This is a genomic window from Cochleicola gelatinilyticus, from assembly GCF_001637325.1.
In the GTDB taxonomy this organism is placed as follows: domain Bacteria; phylum Bacteroidota; class Bacteroidia; order Flavobacteriales; family Flavobacteriaceae; genus Cochleicola; species Cochleicola gelatinilyticus.
Window position 1 is genome coordinate 1 of the sequence record NZ_LRXL01000032.1, and the last position, 2,355, is coordinate 2,355.

Annotated in this window: 2 protein-coding genes; both read left to right on the forward strand. The window is 34.9% G+C overall.

The genetic code is table 11. From position 1 onward, the window contains the following. The first annotated feature begins 98 nt into the window (after positions 1–98). Positions 99–803, forward strand: a complete 705-nt coding sequence (locus tag ULVI_RS07665; protein WP_068591465.1) for a hypothetical protein — start codon at positions 99–101, stop codon at positions 801–803. 221 nt (positions 804–1,024) lie between these two features. Continuing rightward, positions 1,025–1,765, forward strand: coding sequence for a hypothetical protein (locus ULVI_RS07670; protein ID WP_068591467.1), 741 nt, complete (start codon positions 1,025–1,027; stop codon positions 1,763–1,765). The last annotated feature ends 590 nt before the right edge of the window (positions 1,766–2,355 follow it).

The following is a 2,355-nucleotide window of genomic DNA, read 5'->3' on the forward strand; positions in this document are numbered from 1 at the left end:
TAAAATTAATTCGAACAGTTAGTCCGTTTTGCAGCTTACTGTTCTTATGCAAACCGTTGCCCACAATACGAAAAATACTAATCTAAAAATTAAACACTTTGAAAAAAACATTACTTATCGGAATTGGAATTGCATTATTAACTGTTGGATGCGGTGCGCCAGCTTCGGTTTCAAGGACAGTTAAATTTAGTCCAAAAAATGATGAAATTACGACAACACCTTCTCTAAAAGAATATCTCGAGACTAATCCAAATCCAAAAATTGTTTTAAGAACAAGCTCAAGACTCAATACGGATAATGTTACGGAAAAAGAGCAAAATAGTTATCTGTATAACGCCATAGAAAGTGAATTGCTAAAAAGCGGATTTATAGTTCGTGACAGACAATTATTCGATAAAATTGTTACAAATTCTGATAACAATAATAACTACGAGAATTTAAAGGCAAAATCTGATACGGATTTGATTATTGAATTAACCAATTTAGATAGAAGTATTGAATACCAAACTAACAAATATTATGACAGCAAAGGGCGAGAAAAAACTTCATCGGTATTGGCTGGAAAAAGATATTATGGAGCAACAATCGAATTTAAGGTTATTATGATAAATACTAATGAATTTGCAGGTATTTATAAATTCAATTATGTTCCTTGCGTAAATGGCTGCGATTACGGTCCAACGAAAAGATATACGAGAAGAGAACTTGACGAAATGAAATCTTACGAGGCGGTTGAGGAGAATAGATTGATTGAGTTTGTGAAAAATGCAACCAATCAATTAGTCTCGGAAATGAGAAACTAAGCGGAGAAGTACTGTGGGCAACAATGTATATAAAAAATAGCGCAAGTCATTGCTAACACTATGGCTTGGGCATTTTTGGAAAGTCGCCAAATTTTTAAATTTGACGATTTCCAATAAAAAATAAATAGTAAAATTTAAAAATTTGGCTAGTGTATAATCCGAAAAGTAACCGCTTATTTTCAGCGCTACTTTTCATATACGGAGCCGTTAGCAAACATTTGATGACTACTTCAGAAAAAATTATAATTCTCGTCAGAAATTATTGTTCAGACCTTTACGAAAATGGATTGAGCACTCAGCAACATATTGCAAAAGCACTGCTAAATGGTGTCCTCTATTTAACTGGAAAATCATATGATGATTATGAAAAACAAAAATCCGACATTATTAAACTTGGAACTGAAAACTTGAAGAATGAAACGACTGCATTCAGCAAAAAAGGACATTTGAATAAAATTGAATCTAACAAAAATAACTTTGTCCAATTTGTATCGGAAATAAAGCCTAACGAATTAAAAAACATCTCGCCTATTAAATATAAGCGAAGGCTGACAAACGAAGAAAGTTTTAAAATTAAAACAGCGTTAAAACAAAAATGGGAATTTAATGGTTGGGAATTTGACAATTATTATTGGGAACCATTGGTCAAAACTAAGGCTGAAAATACTTTCTTTTTTGACGTTGATTTTTTAGACGATACCGACTATAAGAAAATCGCAGAAATTATCTCATCCGATAGCGGAAAAACCATCTATCATCTAAATGAAGACAAAGTTGATTTCGAATTAGATCCAGCCTTATTTAATGATGATTATTGGGAATCAGTATTCACAGATAAAAATCATAACTGGATAATCTATTTTTCTCACGAAGGGACAGTTGCTTTTGGTGGCAAGAGCTTGATTGATAAAATTGACTTGAAACTTCCAAAACTAGTAGAAATAAAAAATACGTGGAAATAAAAACGTTTGCTAACAATGTATAACCGCAATTACGGCGGATCCGACTACGTCCGAATCCACTCGGAATTGCTAACATTAGTGCCAAACCGAAGATTAACGCTTATTAACCCGTAACTGACGGTTATACGAGACCGTTACACAAAATAGCTCCAGCAAGTTTCGGCGTTCGCAATCTTTACGGAGCAAAACGGCAAAATGTTGCTCGGACTCTTACTCAGCCGTGCGCAATCTAACTCAAACTAACTGATCGGAATAGAACGCAGCGGAACGAGAACGGAGCGTTTTAGAAGCTTAAAACGACAGTAATTCTAACATAATTATCGATTCACTTTTATGGCGCTGCGGAGGAGTTCGCAATCATTCGGCGAAACGTAAGCAGAAACTGCGCACTGTGGTTGGTCGCTACTTCGCGTAACAACGCATAAAAACAATAAGCCTACTTCTGAATTCCTTCGGAATTCAATAGTTCTTAGTATCTTTAGAATCAATTCGAACAGTCGGTCCGTTTTGCAGCTTACTGTTCTTATGCAAACCGTTATGCACGATGGCTCCCGTGACGTAATATTCTCCAAGCATTTCGCAACTGAAAA

Excerpts from the sequence above, each read along its gene's own strand:
- ULVI_RS07670 (WP_068591467.1), top strand. The coding sequence starts at position 1,025 with ATGACTACTTCAGAAAAAATTATAATTCTCGTCAGAAATTATTGTTCA.